Here is a 20147-nt window from a genome sequence, read left to right on the forward strand (position 1 = left end):
CCCGCGGGCCTCAGTCCGCCAGTTCCGGCCGGTCGACGAACTCCCGCAGCGCCTCCGGGTTGGCCAGTGCACCCAGATTCAGCACCGGCTCGCCATGGATGGTGTTCTTGACCGCCAGCTCGACAATCTTGCCCGACAGCGTGCGCGGGATGTCGTGGACCTGGGCGATGCGGGCCGGCACATGGCGCGGACTGGCGCCTGAGCGGATCTGCTGGCGGATGCGATCGCGCAGTGCGTCATCCAGCGTGATGCCATCACGCAGCCGCACAAACAGCACCACGCGCTCGTCGCCGTCCTGGCGCTGGCCGCAGGCCAGGCTTTCCAGCACCTCATCGATCTGCTCGACCTGACGGTAGATTTCCGCCGTGCCGATGCGCACCCCGCCCGGGTTGAGCACCGCGTCGGAACGGCCGTAGATGATCACGCCGTCGTGCGCGGTCAGTTCGGCGAAATCGCCATGGCACCAGATGCCGGGGAAGCGGGCGAAATAGGCCGCATGATATTTGCTGCCGTCCGGGTCGTTCCAGAAGCCGACCGGCATGCACGGGAACGGCTTGCGGCACACCAGCTCGCCTTTTTCCTCACGCACTGCCCGGCCCTGCTCGTCGGTGATCTCCACCGCCATTCCCAGCCCCCGGCACTGCAGTTCTCCACGCCAGACCGGCAGTGTCGGGCAGCCGAGCGCAAAGCACGACACGATGTCGGTGCCACCGGAAATCGATGCCAGCTGCAGATCGGCCTTGATGTCGCGATAGACATAATCGAAACCTTCGGCCACCAGCGGCGAGCCGGTCGACATCAGCACGCGCAGGGCATCCAGTTTGTGGCTGACGACTGGTTTCAGGCCGGTCTTGTGTGCCGCGTCGAGATACTTGGCCGAGGTGCCGAAATGGGTGCCCTGCTCGGCGGCGAACCAGTCCCACAGGGCGCTCCCCCGGCTGGCGAACGGCGAGCCGTCGTACAGCAGCAGGGTGGCGTCGCTGGCCAGCCCGGTCATCAGCCAGTTCCACATCATCCAGCCGCAGGTGGTGAAGTAGAACAGGCGGTCGCCCGGCCGCACATCGGTGTGCAGCTGGTGTTCTTTCAGGTGCTGGAGCAGGGTGCTGCCGGCCCCGTGCACAATGCACTTCGGCTTGCCGGTGGTCCCGCTGGAAAACATGATGAACAGCGGCCGGTCGAAGGCCCCGCGATCGAAGGCGATATCACCGGCAGCATACGGGGCAATCCAGTCGTCCCAGCGCTGCGTGCGGGCATCGGTCGGCATGCCGGCCGGCACATACGGCACCACCACTACCCGTCGCACATCCGGCAACTGCGCCGCGATATGGTCGACCCGGGCCGCGACATCGACCGCCTTGCCGTTATACAGATAGCCATCGGGCACCAGCCAGACCGTTGGCCCGATCTGGCCGAAACGGTCCAGCGCGCCATCGGTGCCGAAATCCGGCGAGCACGACGCCCAGATCGCGCCGAGGCTGGCGGTGGCCAGCATGGCGATCAGCGTCTCCGGCAGGTTCGGCAGCATGGCGCCGACCCGGTCGCCGGGACCGACGCCGTCGGCGGCCAGTGCCTGTGCGACCCGGCTGACCGCGTCGTAGAGCTCGCGGTGGCTCAGACGGCGGCTGACATGGCCTTCGCCGGAAAACACCACGGCTGGCCCGTCATCGCGCCGGCGCAGCAGGTTTTCCGCATAGTTCAGCTCGGCCTGCGGGAACCAGCGTGCGCCGGGCATGGCTTCGCCGTTTTCCAGCACGACCTCGCCCTTGCTGCCGATGACACCGGTGAAATCCCACAGCAGATCCCAGAAGTCGGCGCGCTGGTCGACGCTCCATTGCCAGAGCGCCGGGTAGTCGGCAAAAGTCCGGCCGCTGCGGGCCTCGGCTTCGCGGGTGAAGGCGGTCAGCCGGCTGGCGGCAATCCGCTCCGCCGACGGGGTCCAGATGGGCAGGGTATCGTTCATGCTGTGTCTCCTCTTGCGGTCTTCGCCGCATGGGTGTTGCCGATCGTCGTGTACGGCTGACCGACCCGCGTCAGGCGTCCGGGTGATACAGGGTGCGCAAGGCCTCCGCCGTCATTGGCGCCAGGCCCAGTGATTGCAGCCGTTCGGCAATGCCGCGCACCAGTGCGGCGTTGTCGGTGGCCGTGCTGCCGTCCGGCAGCAGCATATTGTTCTCGAAGCCGACCCGCACGTGGCCACCCAGCAGTGCCGCGGTCAGTGCGCAGCCGGCCTCGCGTGCGCCAAACGCACACATCGACCATGGCACCCCGGCCGTCAGTTCGCCACCACCATGCCATGCCGCCAGGAACGGCAGCAGGTCGGATGGTGCCGAACGTTGTCCCTGGCTGTAGCGGCCCAGCACGAACAGCACACCGTGTCCTGCCGGCGGAATCAGGCCGCGCCGGCGCAGGTCGAGATAGCGCAGCACGTCGCCGTCCGAATACAGAATGTACTGCGGGACGATGCGCTCGCGGGCCATCCAGCAGAAGAAGTCGGCGGCGTCGGTCTCGTGGCCGGCATCCGGCACGAGTTCGCGCAGCGCGACCGACACCGCTTCCGGGCGCAGCTCGCGCACCATGGCGATCTGTTCCGGCGGGGCGTAGATGCCGACCGCCTCGCTGGTCAGCTGCAGCACCAGTGCGTCACCGACACTGCGGCGCACGGCCTCGATGGCCGGGCGGTAGTCGGCGGCGGCCAGACTGTGGCGACCGTCGGCGCGGCGGACATGCAGGTGCAGCATGGCGGCGCCGGCGTCCAGGCAGTCGCGGGCGCAGGCGGCGAGCTCATCCGGCGTGACCGGCAGGGCCGGATGGTCGGCCCGGGTCTTGCGCGCGCCATTCGGGGCGACGGCAATGGCGACGGCGGGCAGGGCAGAGGTATCTGTCATCGGCTCAGCTTTCGGCGATGGCGGCATCGATGGCATCGCCAAGCAGGGCGACGATCAGCTCGATGTCTGCTTCGGTGCAGATGAAGGGCGGCGCCAGCAGCACATGGTCGCCACGCTGGCCGTCGACCGTGCCGCCCATCGGGTAGCACAGCAGGCCGCGCTGCATCGCCAGTTGCTTGATCCGGGCATGCAGCCGGCGCGACGGCGCGAACGGTTCCTTGCTGTGACGGTCGGCCACCAGCTCGACACCGACGAACAGGCCACGACCGCGGATATCGCCGACATGCGGGTGATCGGCGAAGCGGGCGCGCAGGCTGGCGCGCAACTGCTCGCCGCGGGCGCGGACATTGTCGAGCAGGTGATCGTCGGCGATGACCTGCTGCACTTCGAGCGCGGCGGCGCAGGCAATGGCATGGCCAATATAAGTGTGGCCATGCTGGAAGAAGCCGGAGCCCCCGACAATGGCGTCGTAGATCCGGCGGCTGGCCAGCATGGCGCCGATCGGCTGGTAGCCGGCGCCGAGGCCCTTGGCGATGCAGAGGATGTCGGGCGATACGCCGTCTTCCTCGCACGCATACAGGTAGCCGGTGCGGCCCATGCCGGACATGACTTCGTCGAGAATCAGCAGCACGCCGTACTTGTCGCACACGGCGCGGATTTTCTGCAGATAGCCACCGACCGGGGCCAGCGCCCCGGCGGTGGCGCCGACCACGGTCTCGGCCACGAAGGCGGCGACCTTGCCGGCACCGAGTTCGACAATGCGCGCTTCCAGTTCATCAGCAAGCCGTTGAGCATACTGCTCCGCGCTCTCGTCCTCGCGCTGGTCGCGGTACGGATAGCACGGTGACACATGGTGACCGGGTACCAGAATCGGCAGGAATGGTTCGCGCCGCCAGGCGTTGCCGCCGATGGCGAGGGCGCCAAGCGTATTGCCGTGGTAGCTCTGGCGCCGGGCGATAAAGTACTGGCGATCGGGCTCGCCGGTTTCGACAAAGTACTGGCGGGCGAGTTTCAGCGCCGCCTCGACGGCTTCCGAGCCGCCGGAAACGAAATAGGCCTGGTCCAGACCGGCCGGGGCGTGCTCGATCAGGCGGTCAGCCAGGGCCTCGGCCACTTCGGTGGTGAAGAACGAGGTGTGCGCATAGGCCAGCGTCTGTGCCTGCTGCTGGATCGCCTTGATGATGCGCGGGTGGCCGTGACCGAGGCAGGACACGGCGGCGCCACCGGACGCATCCAGATAGCGGCGACCGGTGCTGTCGATCAGATAGATGCCTTCGCCGCCGACGGCGGTCGGCAGCTGCTGGCGTGGATTGCGGTGAAAAATGTGGGACATGATGCGGCTCCGGGGTGGGGCGGTTTGCATTTGCTCCGGGCGCACGTTCCCCGTTGCGGCCGGAAAGGCCGCGACAGGAGGGCTGCGGGGAGCGAGCGGGGCCGGAAACTAGCGGCTGGGCGCGATTTCCAGGGTATGAGTCGGGGGCGCGGCGGCATTGCCGCCCTGGTGCACGTTCAGGACCACGCGATCGGATTCGAGCCGGAAGATCGCGCTGGCCAGTGTGTTCTCGTCGTCAGGGTCGGCCGGATCGTCGCGGAAGATCGGCAGGCCGTCCGCGGCGCGGTCGGTCAGGGCGGCGCAGATCTCTTCGCCACCCGCCTGGGCGGGGAACGCGGCGGTCAGGCTGTCGATGCGCACCTGGCGGTCGTGCGATGACTCGGTGATCACCTGCGGCTCGGCCTGCGCACCGGGATGGATGCGGTGGTTCGCATGGCCGTAGACGCCGGATACCGGCTGGACCGAGCAGGCGCGCGGCGTGGCCTCGACACTGAACATGCGCGCGTCGCCGCACTGACCCAGCGTATGGTGGAAGGCACCGGCGCGCGGCAGGCCGGACAACAGGTCGAGTGCCGCATCCAGTGTCGTGCAGTCCAGCACGGCGCGGCTCAGGAACTGGCGCGGCAGGCCGTCCAGCGTCTCGACCATGCGCAGATTGTTGATGGTCTGCACCAGGCCGGCGCGGTTGACCGCGAATGTGTGGCCGGGTACCGAGCCGGGGTAGCAGAAACTGACAAAGCCCGGGGCATCATCAAGATGCACGTCTGCGATAAAACAGTGACCCTGGACATACGGGTCACCGTCTTCGTTATGACCTATCCACTGCCGCCCGGGCCGGTTGATCGCTGCCGTGGTGCAGCCGTCCGGCGTGCGGCCGACCAGATCGCCACGGCAGTTCCACAGGAACAGGTCGTGCATCGGCATGGCAAGCCCTTCGGCCATGCCGGACAGCTCGTCCCAGACCAGCGGCAGATGCCGCTGTGCGGCCACGGCCAGCCGGTCGAGTCGCGGGTGATCGCGCCAGGCCTGCAGTGCATGCCAGGTCCGGCTCTGGTCGAGACAGTCGCGCATGACCGGGCGGGCGAGTTCGCCCAGCACGCGGCCGACATGGCGCGGCGTGCCGTCAATGCGGACCAGGGGCAGGGAAGGAGGTAGTGTCATTTTACGTGCTGGAGGAAGTCGCGCAGCCGGGTGCTTTGCGGGTTGTCGATCAGCGAGGCGGGCAGGCCGTCTTCGACGATATGGCCGCCTTCCATGAACAGCAGCCGGGTGCCGACGCGGCGCGCGAACTCGATCTCGTGCGTGACCACGACCATGGTCATGCCCTCGTCGGCCAGCGTCTGCATGACCTTCAGCACTTCCTGGCGCAACTCGGGGTCCAGCGCCGAGGTCGGCTCGTCGAACAGCATCAGCTTGGGCCGGATTGCCAGTGCGCGGGCGATGGCCACGCGCTGCTGCTGGCCACCGGACAGCTCGTGCGGATAGTGGCCGGCACGCGGGCTCAGACCGACCTTGTCCAGCAGTGCCTCGGCCTGCGCGCGCGCCTCGCTGCGCGACGTGCCGCGTACCCGGATCGGGCCGAACATCACGTTTTCCAGCGCGGTCATCTGCGGAAACAGATTGAACTGCTGGAACACCATGCCGGCTTCCAGCCGGATGCGGTGGATGTCGGACTGCGAACCGCGAACGCTGAGCCCGTCGACGATCAGATCGCCGCCATTGATGGTTTCCAGCACATTGATACAGCGCAGCATGGTCGACTTGCCGGAGCCGGACGGGCCGATCACGACGACTTTCTCGCCCTGTTCGATCGACAGGTCGATGTCCTGCAGCACGACATTGTCGCCAAAGCACTTGGTGACCTTGCGAAACTCGATCATGCTCATAGGATGTGCATCCTCTTTTCCGTGATGCGCAGGATCAGGCTCAGCACACCGGTCATTACCAGATAGAACACTGCCACGGCGGACCAGATTTCAACCGCGCGGAAGTTGCCGGCCATGATTTCCTGCCCCTGACGGGTCAGCTCGCCGACGCCGATGACGATGAACAGCGAGGTGTCCTTCAGGCTGACGATGCACTGGTTGCCCAGCGGCGGAATCATGCGGCGGAACGCCAGCGGGCCGATGATGAAGATCAGCACGCGGTAGAACGGCATGCCCATGGCCAGCCCGGCTTCCTTCAGCCCGCGCGGGATCGACAGGAAGGCGCCGCGCACGATCTCGGCAATATAGGCGCCGGAATTGATGATGATGGCGGTCACGGCGGCGGTCACGCCGTCAATGCGGATATCGGCCACCAGCGGCAGTGCGAAGTAGATGAACATCACCTGGACGACGATAGGCGTGCCACGAATCAGTTCAATGTAGATCTGCGCCAGGGCGTTGAGCCACAGCGGGCCATAAGCGCGTGCCAGACCGGCCAGCAGGCCGACGGTAAAGCCGCCGGCAAGGCCGATCAGGGCGATGATGACAGTCAGCTTGGCGCCGTCGAACAGGCTCGGCAGCGCTTCGATGACCACGGACCATTGAAAGTCCATAACGGGTCCCCTTGATGCTTGTGTGTTTCCTTCCCGATGCCGAGGGTGGCGTCGGACGGGACGTTCCGGTGGATACGGTCGTCCCCGGCCGCTGCACAAGGCGGCGACCACTGTCTGGCACGATGGCCGGGGACGACATTGTCCGGGCGGATCAGGCCGTCAGGCGGCTTGATTTCCCGGTGGCAGGACTCAGGCCTTCGGTGCGGTGCCGAACCACTTCTTGTAGATGGCGTCGTAACGGCCATCAGCCTTGATCTTCTTCAGTGCGGCATTGACCTTCGGCACCAGCGGGGACCCCTTCGGGAAACCGATGCCGTAGAAGTCGCCACCCTTGACCGACTGGCCGACGACCCGGACCGCGCCCTTGCCGGCCGTGTTCACGTAGTAGAGCACGTTCGGCGTGTCGTGCACGGCGGCGTCGACGCGGCCGGTGCGCAGTTCGAGATAGGCGTTGTCGATGTTCGGGAACAGGCGCAGTTCCTTCGACTTCACGTTCGCCTTCAGGTAGTCGGCGGTGGCGGTGCCGGTCTTGGCGGCGATGATCTTGCCGTCCAGATCCTTCACCGTATTGATGGTCTTGTTGTTCGCACTGACCATGGCCAGCAGACCGCTCTCGTAGTACGGATCGGAGAAGTCGATGACTTTCTTGCGGTCTTCGCGAATGGTGATGCCGGCCAGGGCCACATCGATGTTACGGGTCTGCAGGCCAGGCACGATGCCGTTGAAGTCCATCGGCTGCAGCTTGTACTTGACACCGATGTCCTTGGCGATCTCGTTCCACAGGTCGATGTCGAAACCGACATATTTGTCACCCTGTTTGAATTCGAACGGCACGAACGCGGTGTCGCAGGCGACGACCAGTTCCTTTTCCGCTGCCTTGACCGGCACGGCAGCGACGAGGGCAAGGGCGGCACCGATAGCAAGCAATTGTCTGCGTAACATTGATAAATCTCCAAAGGCTCCAGGATGGAGACGCGCCGGGGAATCCGGCGTGTCGCGACTCAGGCGGTGTGCCACCTGTTTTGTTATGGTTTGCGGTCCGTGGACGGACCTGTTGTGTCGAATCCGAAGGGTGATCGTATCAGTCGCCGGCCTCGTCGGCATGCTTGTGTTCGAGACGACCTCCTCTGGGCGGCGCCGCGCGAACAAAAGCGCGGGCCCGCTTGAGCTGGGCATCGCTGGTGGCCAGCCGGTTGAAAGCCTCGGCGCCGGCCAGCCGGTACCAGCGCAGCAGCAGCGCATCGAGCATGGCCATTGGCGCCGCGAACGAGTGGAAGAACGACGGAATCTCGACCGGTGCGACCAGCAGCACGTCGGCCAGCTCATGACCGGGTGCGAGCGGGCTGTCGGTCAGGTAGATGATGCGGGCGCCCCGCTCGTGGGCACAGTACAGCCCTTCGACCACCGGTCGCGTGTACGGATCGAAGGTCATGGCCAGCACCACGTCCTCCGGCCCGACATGGCGCAGGCCGTCGTTCAGCGTATCGCCGATGCCGTAGATGGGTACGATGCGGTCATCGAACAGCTGGGCGATATAACAGAAAGTATGAGCGAGGGCGACGCCGCTGCGCGCTGCAAACGGGTGAATTCGCCGGGCGCTGTGCAACAGGCGGGCTGCGGCATCGAGCTCGTCATCACCGCAGCGGGTGAACATCGATTGCAGATGGCCGAGCAGACTGCTGCCGATGCGTTCGCTGTCCGATGGCGTGCCGTTGCCGGGCGTGCCCAGCATGCCGACCCGCTGGCTGAAGCCGCCGGGCTGGCGCAACTGGTTCGCACAGACACGCCGCAGGGCGGCAAAGCTGTCGAAATCGAGTGCGCGGGCCAGTCTGGAGAACGTGGCGATGGGCAGGCCGAAACGGCTTGCCAGTTCGCGCAGCGGCAGCAGCGCGAAATCCTCGACGTTCGGCTCGATCAGGGTTGCCGCCCGGGCCAGTTGTGGGGACAGGCCCGGCACTTTCTGTGCGAGCAGGATACAGAGTTGATCGAAGTCGATGGGGGCTTCTGCCGGCATGGGATTTTCTGCGAAATTTTTTTCAAGAGTAAGTTGATGAAAAAAATGGATCAAGTGTTTTGTTATTTTATTGTCAATGTCATTCCCTGACATCATAGGCTTGTGAAGCCAATACTGCCTTAGCAACCTTGCTGACGGGTGAACGTCCCAGGCGTTCGCAGATAAAAACCGCCGTTTCGACCAGCGATACCAGATCGACGCCGGTGTCGACGCCCAGTCCGGCGAACAGGTGGACCAGATCCTCGGTAGCCACGTTGCCGCTGGCGCCGCGTGCATACGGGCAGCCGCCAAGGCCACCGACCGAAGCATCGAAAGTGGCCACGCCTTCGCGCCATGCCGCGTAGACGTTGGCCGCCGCCATGCCCCAGGTGTCGTGAAAATGGCCAGCCAGCCGCTCCATCGGCACCCGTGCCGCCACCGTGCCGATCAGTCGCCGCGTTGCTTCCGGCGTGCCGCGGCCGATGGTGTCGCCGAGCGAGATCTGTTCGCAGCCCATGTCGGACAGTCTGGCGGCGACATCGGCCACGGCTTCGGGGGCAACCTCGCCCTGATAAGGACAACCGAGTACACAGCTGACATAACCGCGAACGCGGACCCCGGCAGCGAGGGCGGCTTCGACCACCGGCTGGAAGCGCTCAAGGCTTTCCGCGATCGAACAATTGATGTTCCGGCGCGAGAACGCCTCGCTGGCGGCGGCAAACACCGCGATGTCGCGCACGCCGGCAGCGCGGGCGGCTTCGAATCCGTGCAGGTTCGGCGTCAGCACCGGATAGCGGACCGGACCGTCGAAATCCAGCGCGGCCAGCACCTCGGCGGTGTCTGCCATCTGCGGTACCCAGCGCGGCGACACGAAACTGCCGGCCTCGATGAGGGTCAGGCCAGTGGCCGCCAGGCGGCGGATCAGTTCGATCTTGTCGGCGGTACTGACCGGCGCGGCCTCGTTCTGCAAGCCGTCGCGCGGGCCGACCTCGACCAGGGTGACACGGGAAGGGGGCATCGGATTCTCCTTGGCTGGGCAGGGTGCGTCAGGCGGCGACGAAGTCGAGCAGGTCCGCGCCTTCGCCGACCTGTTCGCCGGCGGCAAAATAGAACTCGGACACGCTGCCGCTGCTCGGCGCGGTGATGGTGTGTTCCATCTTCATCGCTTCGAGAATCATCAGCGGCGCGCCTTTCTCGACCGGTCGGCCGGTTTTGGCCAGCACGGCGACCACGCGGCCGGGCATCGGAGCCCGCAAGTGGCTCTCGGTCTGCGTGTCATCGGCAATGACCGCCAGCGGATCGACCCGCCGCAGTGCCTGCCTGCCCTGTGGTCCGTACACGATGTACTGCTCGCCGTCGCGGATCAGCGTGACCGGCACCCGGTGGCCATCGATGTGCAGTACCCGCTGTTCGCCTTCTCCGGCCAGCATGCCGCAGTGGGGGATATCGTCCAGCGTCAGCCGGGCACCGTCATTGTCATGGCGGACATGCACCGCGTGCTCGCGGCCATCGGCGGTGACGAAGCGCAGCGTGCGCTGGCCGGGCTGGTTCAGGCGCCAGTCGGGCCGGACCTTCCAGGCGTCCTGACTGGAGCCGGGCTGGCATTCGGCCAGTGCGGCAGCCAGCAGCGCCACGTCGGCCGCGGGCGTGGTGGAAGGGAACAGGGCATCGTGATGGCGCTCGATCAGTCCGGTGTCCAGGTCGGCCCCGGCAAAGGCCGGGTGCGTGATCAGCCGGCGCAGGAAGTCGATATTGGTGGCGACACCGACCACCCGCCAGTCGGCCAGTGCCCGATCGAGCCGGGCCAGCGCGGCATCGCGGTCTTCCGCCCAGACGATCAGCTTGGCGATCATCGGGTCATAGAACGGGGTGATGCTGTCACCCTCGGCCACGCCGCTGTCGATGCGTACCCCGGTGCCGGCCTGCGGCGGACTCAGCCGCCGCAACTGGCCGGTGGCGGGCAGGAAGCCGCGTTCCGGGTCTTCCGCATACACCCGTGCCTCGATCGCATGGCCATGCAGCGTCAGCGCCGATTGTGCGCAGGGCAGCGGCTCGCCGGCCGCGACCCGCAACTGCCACTCGACCAGGTCCAGCCCGGTGATCATCTCGGTGACCGGATGTTCGACCTGCAACCGGGTGTTCATTTCCATGAAGTGGAAGCGGCCATCCGGTTCGACGATGAATTCGACGGTGCCGGCGCCGACATAGCCGACGGCGCGCGCCGCATTGCAGGCGGCTTCGCCCATTTCGCGACGGCGCTCGTCGCTCATGCCGGGTGCCGGCGCTTCTTCCAGTACTTTCTGGTGGCGGCGCTGTACCGAGCAGTCGCGCTCGAACAGGTGGACGCAGTGGCCGTGGCTGTCGGCGAATATCTGCATTTCGATATGGCGCGGGCGCTGCAGATAGCGCTCGATCAGGACGCGATCATCGCCGAAGCTGGCCGCCGCCTCGCGCCGGCACGAGGCCAGCGCGTCGTCGAATTCCGCCGACGTGCCGACAATGCGCATGCCCTTGCCGCCGCCGCCGGCCGAGGCCTTGATCAGCACCGGGTAGCCGATGTCGTCGGCGCGGGCGTGCAGGGTGGCGCTGTCCTGGGCGTCGCCATGGTAGCCGGGCACCAGCGGCACGCCGGCTGCTTCCATCAGGCGCTTGGCTGCCGACTTGCTGCCCATGGCCGCGATGGCCTCGACCGGCGGGCCGATAAAGACGACACCGGCCTCGGCGCAGGCGGCGGCAAAGCCGGCGTTTTCCGACAGGAAGCCATAGCCCGGATGAATGGCCTGTGCGCCGCTGCGACGGGCGATGTCGAGGATCAGGTCGCCACGCAGGTAGCTGTCTGCTGCCGGGGCCGGCCCGAGTCGCCAGGCTTCGTCGGCGTCGCGCACGAACTGCGCGTCGCGGTCGGCATCGGAGTGCACGGCCACGGTACGGATGCCGAGCCGCTTGCAGGTGCGGATGACGCGACACGCGATTTCGCCACGGTTGGCGATCAGGATCTTGCTGAACATGAAAATTCTCCAGAGCGCGTGCTTGCGCTTACAGGCGGAAGACGCCGAAGCGGGTGGTCTCGACCGGGGCGCTGAGCGAGGCCGACAGCGCCAGGGCCAGCACCTCGCGGGTCTGGGCCGGGTCGATGATGCCGTCGTCCCACAAGCGGGCGCTGGCATAGTACGGATGGCCCTGGCGCTCGTACTGCTCGCGCACCGGGGCTTTCAGCCGTTCATCGTCGTCGTCGCTCCAGTCCTCGCCTTTCTGCTCGCGCTTGACCGTGGCCAGCACGCCGGCCGCCTGTTCGCCGCCCATGACCGAAATGCGCGCGTTCGGCCACATCCACAGCAGGCGCGGGCCGAAGGCGCGACCGCACATGCCGTAGTTGCCGGCGCCGAACGAGCCGCCGATCAGTACCGTGAACTTGGGCACCCGGGCGCAGGCGACCGCCGTGACCAGCTTGGCGCCATCCTTGGCGATGCCGCCGTGCTCGTACTTCTTGCCGACCATGAAACCGGTGATGTTCTGCAGGAACAGCAGCGGAATGCCGCGCTGGCAGCACAGCTCGATAAAGTGGGCGCCCTTTTGTGCCGACTCGCTGAACAGGATGCCGTTGTTGGCGATGATGCCGATCGGCCAGCCGTCCAGCCGGGCGAAGCCGCAGACCAGCGTGCTGCCGTAGTTCTGCTTGAACGGATCGAATTCGCCGTCGTCGACCAGCCGGACGATGATTTCGCGCACATCGAACGGGGTCTTGCTGTCGGTCGGGATGACGCCGTACAGCTCGGCGGGATCGTGGCGCGGCGGGCGTGACGTGGCGCGGGCCAGCTCGCCCTGCTTGCGCCAGTTCAGGTTGGCGACGCAGCGACGGGCAATGGCCAGGGCATGGGCGTCATTCTGCGCCAGATGGTCGGCCACGCCGCTGATGCGGGTATGGACATCGGCGCCACCCAGTTCCTCTGCGCTGACCACCTCGCCGGTGGCCGCGCGCACCAGTGGCGGCCCGCCGAGAAAAATGGTGCCCTGGTGGGCGACGATGATCGACTCGTCGGCCATGGCCGGCACGTAAGCGCCGCCGGCGGTGCACGAGCCCATCACCACCGCAATCTGCGGGATGCCGGCGGCACTGAGCGTGGCCTGGTTGTAGAAAATGCGGCCGAAGTGGTCGCGGTCGGGAAACACCTCGTCCTGCAGCGGCAGGAAGGCGCCGCCGGAGTCGACCAGATAGAGGCACGGCAGGCGGTTCTCGCGGGCGATGTCCTGGGCCCGCAGGTGCTTCTTGACTGTCATCGGGTAGTAGGTGCCACCCTTGACCGTGGCGTCGTTGGCGACAATGACGCATTCGGTGCCGTGGATGACGCCGATGCCGGTAATCAGGCCGGCGCCCGGCGCGTCGTCACCGTACATGCCGAAGGCGGCCAGTTGCGACAGTTCGAGAAAGGCGCTGCCGGGATCGATCAGCAGGTCGATGCGTTCGCGCGGCAGCAGCTTGCCGCGCGCCACGTGCTTCTGCCGTGCGGCGTCGCCGCCGCCAAGCGCATTGACCGCCACGCGGGCACGCAGGTCGTCGACCAGCTCGCGCATGCGGCTGGCGTTGCGCAGGAAATCGGCGGCGCGCGGATTGAGCGAGGATTCGATGATCGGCATGGTCCGCTGTCCTTTACTGGCGCTGGTCGGCCATCAGTTCGCGACCGATCAGCCAGCGGCGGATTTCGCTGGTGCCGGCGCCGATTTCATACAGCTTGGCATCGCGCAGCAGGCGCCCGGTCGGGTAGTCATTGATATAGCCGTTGCCGCCGAGGCACTGGATGGCATCGAGCGCCATCTGCGTCGCCCGCTCGGCCGCATACAGGATGGCGCCGGCGGCATCCTTGCGTACCCGGCGGCCGGCATAGCCGGCATCGAGCGCGCGGCCGACGGCGTACACATAGCTGCGGCTGGCCGACAGCGTCACGTACATGTCGGCCAGTTTGCCCTGCATCAGCTGGAAGTCGCCGATGGCCTGGCCGAACTGGCGTCGCTCGGCCAGATACGGTTCCACCACGTCGAGGCAGGCCTGCATGATGCCGAGCGGCCCGGCGGCCAGCACCGCGCGTTCGTAGTCGAGCCCGCTCATCAGCACATTGACGCCGCCGCCAATCTCGCCCAGCACGTTCTCGACCGGCACTTCCACGTCATCGAAGAAAATCGGATAGGTATTCGAGCCGCGCATGCCGAGTTTGTCGAGCTTGTTGCCGGCACTGAAGCCCTTGAACCCCTTTTCGACCACGAAGGCGGTAATGCCGCGCGGGCCGGCGTCGGGGTCGGTGCGCGCATAGACCACCAGCACGTCGGCATCGCCGCCATTGGTGATCCACATCTTGCTGCCGTTGAGCACGAAGCGGTCGCCGCGGCGCTCTGCGCGCAGTTTCATGCCGACCACGTCACTGCCGGCGTTCGGTTCGCTCATCGCCAGTGCGCCGACATGCTCGCCACTGAGCAGACGGGGCAGAAAGAGGTGTTTCTGTTCGTCATTGCCGTTGCGGTGGATCTGGTTCACGCACAGATTCGAGTGGGCGCCATATGACAGCCCGACCGATGCGCTGGCGCGGCTGATTTCTTCCAGTGCCACCATGTGCGCCAGATAGCCGAGGCCGGCGCCGCCATGTTCTTCGTCGACGGTGACGCCGAGCAGGCCGAGATCGCCGAAACGGCGCCACAGTTCGGCCGGGAACAGATTGTCGCGGTCGATGTCGGCCGCACGCGGGGCAATCTCCTTGTCGGCAAAGGCGCGCACGCTGTCGCGCAGCAGGTCGAGGTCTTGTCCGAGCAGGTCGGGCAGTCGGTTCAGGCTCATCGGGGTCTCCTTGGGGGGGGCGGCTTCGTGGTGTGCAGAATATGAATTACGCTTACGTTAACGTCAAGTGCGTGGCGCTATCGAAATCCTATTGCAATTCGCCATGCTTGTGGCTTGACTTTAGTTTACGTTAACGTAATGGTTAATTCAGCCGGGCGGCCATCGATATACTGACCAGACAGGCGGAAAGCCGCGGTCAGGGACGCCCGTTTCACTCACCGATGGAGGAGACGCCATCCGATGCCGCACCCCAGTTATGTCCATGGCGCCAGCGCCATTCCGCTGATCGGCTTGCCGATCGGCCGCTATTTTGCCGACGCCTGCCGCCGCTACGCCGACCGGCCGGCCCTGATCGTGCCCTATCAGCACGTGCGCTGGACGTATGCCGAGCTGGCCGAACAGGTCGACCGGCTGGCCTGCTCGCTGATCCGGCTCGGGCTGCAGCCGGGCGAGCGGGTCGGCATCTGGTCGCAGAACAACAGCGAGTGGGTGCTGGCGCAGTTCGCCACCGCGCGTGCCGGGCTGGTGCTGGTCAATATCAACCCGGCCTATCGCCGTGCCGAGCTGGAGTACGCGCTGAACAAGGTCGGCTGCGCGGCGCTGATCGTGTCGCCGGGCTTCAAGAGCAGCGACTATCTGGACATGCTGTACGACCTGGCGCCGGAGTGGAAGAACGGCACCCCGGGGCGGCTGTCGTCGGCGCGGCTGCCGAGCGTGCGGCTGGTGATCCGGCTCGGCGACAGCACCAGCCGCGGCATGCTGAATTTCTCCGCGCTGCTGACCGGGCCGGCAGATGGCGAGCGCGAGGCTCTGGAGACGCTGAACGAGCGGATCCAGTTCGACGACCCGGTCAATATCCAGTTCACATCCGGCACCACCGGCAGCCCGAAAGGGGCGACGCTGTCGCATCACAATATCCTCAACAACGGGTTTTTCGTCGCCGAGGCCATGCGACTGACGGCGGATGACCGGCTGTGCATCCCGGTGCCGCTGTACCACTGCTTCGGCATGGTGCTTGGCAATCTGGCCTGCCTGACCCATGGCGCGGCGATGGTGTATCCGTCCGAAGGATTCGATCCGCTGGCCGTGCTGGAAACGGTCGAGCGCGAACGCTGCACGGCGCTGCATGGCGTGCCGACCATGTTTATCGGCATCCTCGATCATCCCGAATTCGACGAGTACGACCTGGCCAGCCTGCGTACCGGCATCATGGCCGGCAGTCCGTGCCCGACCGAAGTCATGCGGCGGGTGGTCGACGACATGCACATGCGCGAGGTCACCATTGTCTACGGCATGACCGAAACCAGCCCGGGCAGCTTCCAGAGCCAGACCGATACCCCGGAGGCGCGACGCGTGTCCACGGTCGGACTGGTGCATCCGCATGTCGAAGTGAAGATCGTCGATGGTGACGGCGGCATCGTGCCGCGCGGCGAAACCGGCGAGCTGCTGACGCGCGGCTATTCGGTCATGCTCGGCTACTGGGGCGACGAGGCGAAGACGCGCGAGGCGATCGATGTCGCCGGCTGGATGCATACCGGTGACCTGGCAGTGATCGACGACGAGGGCTACTGCACCATCGTCGGCCGGGTCAAGGACATGGTGATCCGGGGCGGCGAGAACATCTATCCGCGCGAGATCGAGGAGTTTCTCTACCGCCATCCGGCGGTGCAGGATGTGCAGGTGATCGGCGTGCCGGATGCGCGGCTGGGCGAGGAGCTGTGCGCCTGGATCAAGCTGCGGCCGGCGCAGACGATCAGCGAGGACGATATCCGCGACTTCTGCCGCGGCCAGATCGCCCACTACAAGATCCCGCGCTATATCGAATTCGTCGACAGCTTTCCGATGACCATCACCGGCAAGATCCAGAAATACATGATGCGCGACGCGATGAAGGAAAAGCTCGGCCTCGACGGCTGAGTCGCGCGCCAGACGCCGGCGCCGCCGGTCCGGTCAGCCATCGATCGGCAGCGCCAGCGTTTCCTTCACTTCTTCCATTACCACATAGCTGCGCGATTCGTTCGCACACGGCAGCTTCAGCAGGATGTCGCCGAGCAGGGAACGGTACAGCGACATGTCGGGAATCCGCGCCTTGATCAGATAGTCGAAGTCGCCCGAGACCAGGTGGCAGTCGAGTACATGCGGCAGCGTGACCACCTCGCGCCGGAACGCCTCGAAAATCTCTCCCGATTTGGTCGACAGCCGGATCTCGACGAACACCAGCAGCGGCAGGCCGAGCGCCTTCGGATTGACCCGCGCCGCGTAGCCCTCGATGACCCCTTCCTTCTCCAGTCTGCGCACCCGTTCGGTACAGGGCGTGGTGGTCAGACCGACCCGTTCGGCCAGCTCGGTCATGGCGATGCGACCATCGCGCTGCAGCACGTCAAGAATGCGCCGGTCCATGCGATCAAGCTCTTTGACGCCCTGATAGCGAGTTCTCATGATAAGTCCTGAAAATTTCCAATTGAGCCTGCAACTACTATAGCCAATTCGCGTAGAACGGTGAAAATACCTGCAAGGTGGCCAATATACTATAGGAAATCACTGCCGATTCCGGCAGGGTTATACAAGAACATATTCTGCACAAGCATAGAGGGCAGCAAGATGAAAGTCGTCGTTCTCGGCGGGGGCGTTATCGGGATTTCCACCGCGTATTATCTGGCACGCAGCGGCTGTGACGTGACCGTGGTCGAACGCGAGTCCGGCCCGGCGCTGGAAACCAGCTTCGGCAACGCAGGACAGATCTCCCCGGGATATTCGGCCCCGTGGGCGGCGCCCGGCATCCCGCTGAAAGCGGCCAAGTGGCTGTTCCAGCAGCATGCGCCGCTGGCCATCCGCCCGGACGGCACGCTGGCCCAGCTCAAGTGGATGAAGCAGATGCTGGTCAACTGCACCTCGGCGCGCTATGCGGTCAACAAGGCGCGCATGATGCGGCTGGCCGAATATAGCCGTGATTGTATCAAGGCGCTGCGGGAAGACACCGGTATTCACTACGAAGGTCGCCAGCTCGGCACGCTGCAGGTGTTCCGCACCCAGCAGCAGGTCGATGCGATGCAGAAGGATATTGCCGTGCTGGAAGAGTGCGGCGTGCCGTACAAGGTCTATGACCGCGACGGCATTGCCGCCGTCGAACCGGCGCTGGCACGGGTCAAGGACAAGCTGGTCGCCGCGCTGCAACTGCCGAACGACGAAACCGGTGACTGCAATCTGTTCACCATCGAGCTGGCCCGTCTGGCGGCCGAGCTCGGTGTCAACTTCCGCTGGAACACCCCGGTCGACAGCCTGCTGACCGACGGCAAGCGCATCCGCGGCGTGAAATCGGGCAGCGAGGTGATCGAGGGCGACCATTACGTCGTCGCCTTCGGCAGCTATTCGACTGCGTTCCTGAAGCCGCTGGGCATCGACATCCCGGTCTATCCGCTGAAAGGCTATTCGCTGACCGTTCCGATCACCAACCCGGACATGGCACCGATCTCGACCGTGATGGACGAAACCTACAAGATCGCCATCACCCGCTTCGACAACCGCATCCGCGTCGGCGGCATGGCCGAAATCGCCGGCTTCGACCTGAGCCTGAACCCGAAACGCCGCGCCACGCTGGAAATGTGTGTCGGCGACCTGTTTGCCGAGGGCGGCGACATTCCGGCCGCCACGTTCTGGACCGGCCTGCGGCCGATGACGCCGGACGGCACGCCGATCATCGGCGCGACCCGTTTCGCCAACCTGTCGCTGAACACCGGCCACGGTACGCTCGGCTGGACCATGAGCGCCGGCTCGGGCAAATTGCTCGCCGACCAGATTACCGGCCGCACGCCGGATATCTCGGCCGACGGGCTGTCGGTCGCCCGCTACGGCGCCCGCACTGTCGCGCCGGCGCGGTCCGGCGTCATGGCAAACCCGCACCCCGCTGTCTGATTGCGGCGGCGTCCGTTGCCGGCGACGGCAGCGGCGCCGATACCAGATGATCGGCCATCGCCTTGATGGCCGTTATCTGTGCGCCGCCCTTCCACGCGTAGTCCGCACCGCTATAGCCCCACCAGTCCCAGCAGCCGGACGGATTGACCATCGGCGTCGGGTCCACTTGCGGGTACAGAATCAGCAGATTGTTGCTGTCGGCCCAGCGGTTGTAGCCGGTGCGGGTGTAGAACAGATCCCCGATCGTCTTTGACGACTGCTTGCAGCCATGCAGCGCAATATGCACGCGGCAGGGTTCGCCCCGTTCGCAGGCACGCGGCACGTAGACATGGCCTTCGCTGGCCATCCGCGCCCGCCAGCTGGTGAACGGCTTCTGGTCGAAGGCGACCAGACGGCCGGCCGGGATGTCGGCCGATGGCGGTTTCAGCTCGGGATCGATCTGGGTGAGGATGGCGCCTGCCTGGTCATAGCCGTTGTCGTCCACCGCGCAGTGACTGATATAGGGCGTCTTGTTGGCATCGCACGCATTGCCGAAGGCGGGCGTGATCAGCGCATGGCCGGCCGGCAGCGTGCCCACATAGCGGCGCTGTGCGTCCGGCATGCCGGCCAGGCGCAGGAAGGCATCACCGGCTTCCACCGCCGCCGGCTGCACCACGCTGTCACTCGTGCCGCTGAACAGGTAGGCGCGGCGTTTGGCCAGATGGGACAGTGCATCGATCTGCCCCATCAGCTCGAAGGTTTCCGCCGAGGCGAGCAGCGCCGCCGGTGCCGGCGTCAGCCCGTTCATGCAACTGAGCGCGGTCGGCAGATTGCCCACCGCGCAATAGTACGGACCGCCGGCGACCACGCCGGCGCCCTTGACCGAAGCCGAGTTGGCGACCAGGTACTGGAAAGCCATGAAGGCGCCGGACGACAGTCCGGATACCGAAGACTGCGCCGCATCGCCATTGAAGGCCGGCAGCGGCTGAGCGGCAAAGGCGACGGGGGTCAGGGTGACAAGCAGGGTGGTCAGCAGCAGGTGGCGATGTCGTGACATGCACTTTTCTCCGTAAGATTTCAGGCTACCCCTTACAGATAGCCTGAAACCCGCCTGCACTCAAGGACAATGGCATTGTGCGACGCAAAATACGGCTCAGGACCGGGTTAGCTTGCGGAACACGCCCATCAGTTCCTCGATCGCCGCATCGCCTTCGCCGCCTTCGATCGCGCGCGACACACAGCCCTTGGCGTGGCTTTCCAGCAGCTGCATCGCCAGCCCGTCCAGCGCCGACTTGACCGAGGCGATCTGCGTCAGCACATCGACACAGTAGCGGTCGTCGTCGATCATGCCGCTGATCCCGCGCACCTGGCCCTCGATGCGGTTCAGGCGGTGGATCAGCTTCTGCTTGTCAGCGCGGACGACCGTCTTGTCCGTGACCGGGTGGCACCCTTCATGCGACGTCAAAGCCGGCATCCTCGATGGCGCTGCGCAGCGTATCGGCGTTCTGTGCCGCCGGGTCGAATTCGACCGTGGCGCGGCCGATGGCGACGTCGGTGTGCTTGACGCCGGGCAGGGCTTCCAGCACCCGGGTGACGCTCTTGACGCATCCCTGGCACGTCATGCCGGAAATCGTGAGTTCGATGGTGTTCATGGTCTGCTCCTTGGTTGGGCAAGTGGGGTT

At 65.8% G+C, this 20147-nt stretch carries 18 protein-coding genes; 2 read left to right on the forward strand and 16 right to left on the reverse strand.

What is annotated here, in order from left to right; all coding sequences use genetic code 11:
* Positions 1 to 10: 10 nt before the first annotated feature.
* The 12 genes from Q352_RS0103805 to Q352_RS0103860 all read right to left on the reverse strand — a co-directional run bounded on the left by Q352_RS0103805 (position 11) and on the right by Q352_RS0103860 (position 14574).
* Positions 11 to 1960, reverse strand: a complete 1950-nt coding sequence (locus Q352_RS0103805) for an acetoacetate--CoA ligase (protein WP_028498200.1) — start codon at positions 1958 to 1960, stop codon at positions 11 to 13.
* Between the two features lie 70 nt (positions 1961 to 2030).
* Positions 2031 to 2885 carry a beta-keto acid cleavage family enzyme gene (locus Q352_RS0103810; RefSeq protein WP_028498201.1) on the reverse strand — a complete coding sequence of 285 codons (855 nt, stop codon included), beginning with the start codon at positions 2883 to 2885 and terminating at the stop codon, positions 2031 to 2033.
* Between the two features lie 4 nt (positions 2886 to 2889).
* Complete coding sequence (locus Q352_RS0103815) at positions 2890 to 4218, reverse strand: aspartate aminotransferase family protein (protein WP_028498202.1); 1329 nt, start codon at positions 4216 to 4218, stop codon at positions 2890 to 2892.
* 108 nt (positions 4219 to 4326) lie between these two features.
* On the reverse strand, positions 4327 to 5379 hold the full coding sequence (locus Q352_RS0103820; protein WP_051528661.1) for a C45 family autoproteolytic acyltransferase/hydrolase: 1053 nt from the start codon (positions 5377 to 5379) through the stop codon (positions 4327 to 4329).
* Complete coding sequence (gene glnQ / locus Q352_RS0103825) at positions 5376 to 6098, reverse strand: glutamine ABC transporter ATP-binding protein GlnQ (RefSeq protein WP_107890252.1); 723 nt, start codon at positions 6096 to 6098, stop codon at positions 5376 to 5378. The genes Q352_RS0103820 and glnQ overlap by 4 nt, the downstream gene beginning before the upstream one ends.
* Before the next feature lie 2 nt (positions 6099 to 6100).
* Positions 6101 to 6757: a glutamine ABC transporter permease GlnP gene (glnP, locus tag Q352_RS0103830; protein WP_028498205.1), complete on the reverse strand. Its 657-nt coding sequence runs from the start codon at positions 6755 to 6757 to the stop codon at positions 6101 to 6103.
* Positions 6758 to 6946: 189 nt separating this feature from the next.
* Positions 6947 to 7699 carry a glutamine ABC transporter substrate-binding protein GlnH gene (glnH, locus tag Q352_RS0103835; RefSeq protein ID WP_028498206.1) on the reverse strand — a complete coding sequence of 251 codons (753 nt, stop codon included), beginning with the start codon at positions 7697 to 7699 and terminating at the stop codon, positions 6947 to 6949.
* A 139-nt stretch (positions 7700 to 7838) separates the two neighbouring features.
* Positions 7839 to 8771 (reverse strand): MurR/RpiR family transcriptional regulator, encoded by a 933-nt coding sequence (locus tag Q352_RS19680; protein WP_112692212.1) that lies wholly within the window; start codon positions 8769 to 8771, stop codon positions 7839 to 7841.
* 79 nt (positions 8772 to 8850) lie between these two features.
* The gene (locus tag Q352_RS0103845) at positions 8851 to 9768 is read right to left on the reverse strand and encodes a hydroxymethylglutaryl-CoA lyase (RefSeq protein ID WP_028498207.1); all 918 of its coding nucleotides are present in this window, start codon (positions 9766 to 9768) and stop codon (positions 8851 to 8853) included.
* A 28-nt stretch (positions 9769 to 9796) separates the two neighbouring features.
* A complete protein-coding gene (locus Q352_RS0103850) occupies positions 9797 to 11758 on the reverse strand; it encodes an acetyl/propionyl/methylcrotonyl-CoA carboxylase subunit alpha (RefSeq protein WP_028498208.1) in 1962 nt (653 codons plus the stop codon).
* Positions 11759 to 11786: 28 nt separating this feature from the next.
* Entirely contained in the window at positions 11787 to 13385 is a 1599-nt protein-coding gene (locus Q352_RS0103855) for a carboxyl transferase domain-containing protein (RefSeq protein ID WP_028498209.1), read from the reverse strand.
* A 13-nt stretch (positions 13386 to 13398) separates the two neighbouring features.
* Positions 13399 to 14574, reverse strand: a complete 1176-nt coding sequence (locus Q352_RS0103860) for an isovaleryl-CoA dehydrogenase (protein WP_028498210.1) — start codon at positions 14572 to 14574, stop codon at positions 13399 to 13401.
* A 240-nt stretch (positions 14575 to 14814) separates the two neighbouring features.
* On the opposite strand from Q352_RS0103860, the gene Q352_RS0103865 reads away from it, so the two are divergent.
* Complete coding sequence (locus Q352_RS0103865) at positions 14815 to 16491, forward strand: AMP-binding protein (protein WP_028498211.1); 1677 nt, start codon at positions 14815 to 14817, stop codon at positions 16489 to 16491.
* A gap of 33 nt (positions 16492 to 16524) precedes the next feature.
* On the opposite strand, the gene Q352_RS0103870 is transcribed toward Q352_RS0103865, so the two are convergent.
* Positions 16525 to 17013, reverse strand: a complete 489-nt coding sequence (locus tag Q352_RS0103870; protein ID WP_028498212.1) for an Lrp/AsnC ligand binding domain-containing protein — start codon at positions 17011 to 17013, stop codon at positions 16525 to 16527.
* A 162-nt stretch (positions 17014 to 17175) separates the two neighbouring features.
* Between Q352_RS0103870 and Q352_RS0103875 the strand changes: the two genes are divergently transcribed.
* Complete coding sequence (locus tag Q352_RS0103875; RefSeq protein WP_028498213.1) at positions 17176 to 18486, forward strand: D-amino acid dehydrogenase; 1311 nt, start codon at positions 17176 to 17178, stop codon at positions 18484 to 18486.
* On the opposite strand, the gene Q352_RS19685 is transcribed toward Q352_RS0103875, so the two are convergent.
* The 3 genes from Q352_RS19685 to Q352_RS0103890 form a co-directional block, all read right to left on the reverse strand.
* Positions 18458 to 19522 carry an extracellular catalytic domain type 2 short-chain-length polyhydroxyalkanoate depolymerase gene (locus Q352_RS19685; RefSeq protein ID WP_051528662.1) on the reverse strand — a complete coding sequence of 355 codons (1065 nt, stop codon included), beginning with the start codon at positions 19520 to 19522 and terminating at the stop codon, positions 18458 to 18460. The genes Q352_RS0103875 and Q352_RS19685 overlap by 29 nt on opposite strands.
* Positions 19523 to 19618: 96 nt before the next feature.
* A complete protein-coding gene (locus Q352_RS0103885; RefSeq protein WP_315383672.1) occupies positions 19619 to 19930 on the reverse strand; it encodes a metal-sensitive transcriptional regulator in 312 nt (103 codons plus the stop codon).
* Positions 19917 to 20117, reverse strand: coding sequence for a heavy-metal-associated domain-containing protein (locus tag Q352_RS0103890; RefSeq protein ID WP_028498215.1), 201 nt, complete (start codon positions 20115 to 20117; stop codon positions 19917 to 19919). The genes Q352_RS0103885 and Q352_RS0103890 overlap by 14 nt, the downstream gene beginning before the upstream one ends.
* Between the last annotated feature and the right edge of the window lie 30 nt (positions 20118 to 20147).

It is taken from the genome of Microvirgula aerodenitrificans DSM 15089, from assembly GCF_000620105.1.
In the GTDB taxonomy this organism is placed as follows: Bacteria; Pseudomonadota; Gammaproteobacteria; order Burkholderiales; family Aquaspirillaceae; genus Microvirgula; species Microvirgula aerodenitrificans.

What these genes read in the sequence shown, in the direction of transcription:
- Q352_RS0103805 (WP_028498200.1), bottom strand. Translation starts at nt 1,960, where the DNA reads ATGAACGATACCCTGCCCATCTGGACCCCGTCGGCGGAGCGGATTGCC.
- Q352_RS0103810 (WP_028498201.1), bottom strand. Translation starts at nt 2,885, where the DNA reads ATGACAGATACCTCTGCCCTGCCCGCCGTCGCCATTGCCGTCGCCCCG.
- Q352_RS0103815 (WP_028498202.1), bottom strand. Translation starts at nt 4,218, where the DNA reads ATGTCCCACATTTTTCACCGCAATCCACGCCAGCAGCTGCCGACCGCC.
- Q352_RS0103820 (WP_051528661.1), bottom strand. Translation starts at nt 5,379, where the DNA reads ATGACACTACCTCCTTCCCTGCCCCTGGTCCGCATTGACGGCACGCCG.
- glnQ (WP_107890252.1), bottom strand. Translation starts at nt 6,098, where the DNA reads ATGATCGAGTTTCGCAAGGTCACCAAGTGCTTTGGCGACAATGTCGTG.
- glnP (WP_028498205.1), bottom strand. Translation starts at nt 6,757, where the DNA reads ATGGACTTTCAATGGTCCGTGGTCATCGAAGCGCTGCCGAGCCTGTTC.
- glnH (WP_028498206.1), bottom strand. Translation starts at nt 7,699, where the DNA reads ATGTTACGCAGACAATTGCTTGCTATCGGTGCCGCCCTTGCCCTCGTC.
- Q352_RS19680 (WP_112692212.1), bottom strand. Translation starts at nt 8,771, where the DNA reads ATGCCGGCAGAAGCCCCCATCGACTTCGATCAACTCTGTATCCTGCTC.
- Q352_RS0103845 (WP_028498207.1), bottom strand. Translation starts at nt 9,768, where the DNA reads ATGCCCCCTTCCCGTGTCACCCTGGTCGAGGTCGGCCCGCGCGACGGC.
- Q352_RS0103850 (WP_028498208.1), bottom strand. Translation starts at nt 11,758, where the DNA reads ATGTTCAGCAAGATCCTGATCGCCAACCGTGGCGAAATCGCGTGTCGC.
- Q352_RS0103855 (WP_028498209.1), bottom strand. Translation starts at nt 13,385, where the DNA reads ATGCCGATCATCGAATCCTCGCTCAATCCGCGCGCCGCCGATTTCCTG.
- Q352_RS0103860 (WP_028498210.1), bottom strand. Translation starts at nt 14,574, where the DNA reads ATGAGCCTGAACCGACTGCCCGACCTGCTCGGACAAGACCTCGACCTG.
- Q352_RS0103865 (WP_028498211.1), top strand. Translation starts at nt 14,815, where the DNA reads ATGCCGCACCCCAGTTATGTCCATGGCGCCAGCGCCATTCCGCTGATC.
- Q352_RS0103870 (WP_028498212.1), bottom strand. Translation starts at nt 17,013, where the DNA reads ATGAGAACTCGCTATCAGGGCGTCAAAGAGCTTGATCGCATGGACCGG.
- Q352_RS0103875 (WP_028498213.1), top strand. Translation starts at nt 17,176, where the DNA reads ATGAAAGTCGTCGTTCTCGGCGGGGGCGTTATCGGGATTTCCACCGCG.
- Q352_RS19685 (WP_051528662.1), bottom strand. Translation starts at nt 19,522, where the DNA reads ATGTCACGACATCGCCACCTGCTGCTGACCACCCTGCTTGTCACCCTG.
- Q352_RS0103890 (WP_028498215.1), bottom strand. Translation starts at nt 20,117, where the DNA reads ATGAACACCATCGAACTCACGATTTCCGGCATGACGTGCCAGGGATGC.